This is a genomic window from Brevinematales bacterium (assembly GCA_026415355.1).
In the GTDB taxonomy this organism is placed as follows: domain Bacteria; phylum Spirochaetota; class Brevinematia; order DTOW01; family DTOW01; genus SKYB106.
The window spans coordinates 1-854 of the sequence record JAOAHF010000058.1; the positions used below are offsets into that span (position 1 = coordinate 1).

Consider the following 854-nt stretch of genomic DNA (forward strand, 5'->3'; position numbering starts at 1 on the left):
TATTTACTTACTACCAAGAAGGCTGAGCTATTGAGTTTTTTTGCTTTTTCTAGAATCTTCATAGCATCTTCGTAACTTTCAATTTCACCGATTCTAACCCTATACAATTTTTTGCCATCTATTACAACCTCTTGAATAAAACCATTTAATCCCATCATTTTAAGTTTACTCAGAGTGCTTTCAGCCGTTTCTTTCTTTTCATTTGAAGAAACTTGGATGTAATATTTCATAGTTTGACCTGTGCTAGATGTTTTCTTTGTATTAGTATCCTTCACTAAATTTGATGTTTTCTCACCAGTAACTTTCTTTTCTACTCTTTCCACCTTACTTTTGCTGCTTGTATCGATACTACTTACTTTCCTACTCTCGCTACTATTAGCCGATACTCTAGGCTTGTTATTATCAACATTTTTTTTTCCTATATCTTTACTATCAATACTCTTAACACTAGAAGGAATTAGCTCACTTATGTCCTCTTCTACATCACTACTGGATCCAACCAAAAGATTCTTCTTCAACATGTTACTCACTTCAGCACTTTTCAAATTCTTATCTTCACTCACTACTCCTATGTAATCACTTCTATTTGTTTCCACTATACTACCAGCAGTAACTAAATCCCTACTAACGCTACTTCCACCCATAAACTTACCTATCATGTATCCTATCACAAAATTAAACACTGAAAACAAAACTGTTACAGCTATTATCACAGATAATCTCGGTGTACCTACCTTAACCTCGTTATTACGACTACTCTCCTTCACTCCATATTCGTTGTATACATCCCTCTCAATACCCATCTCGTACCCCTCCTATTAAAAATTTCGGAGTATTATACCCTTCCTTGAGAT

The 854-nt window shown here is 34.4% G+C and carries 1 protein-coding gene; it reads right to left on the bottom strand.

Going from position 1 to position 854, the window contains the following annotated elements:
• The coding region (locus N2712_08035; GenBank protein ID MCX8029926.1) for an SPOR domain-containing protein at window positions 1-803 on the bottom strand (803 nt) is incomplete at its 3' end.
• Window positions 804-854 lie beyond the last annotated feature (51 nt).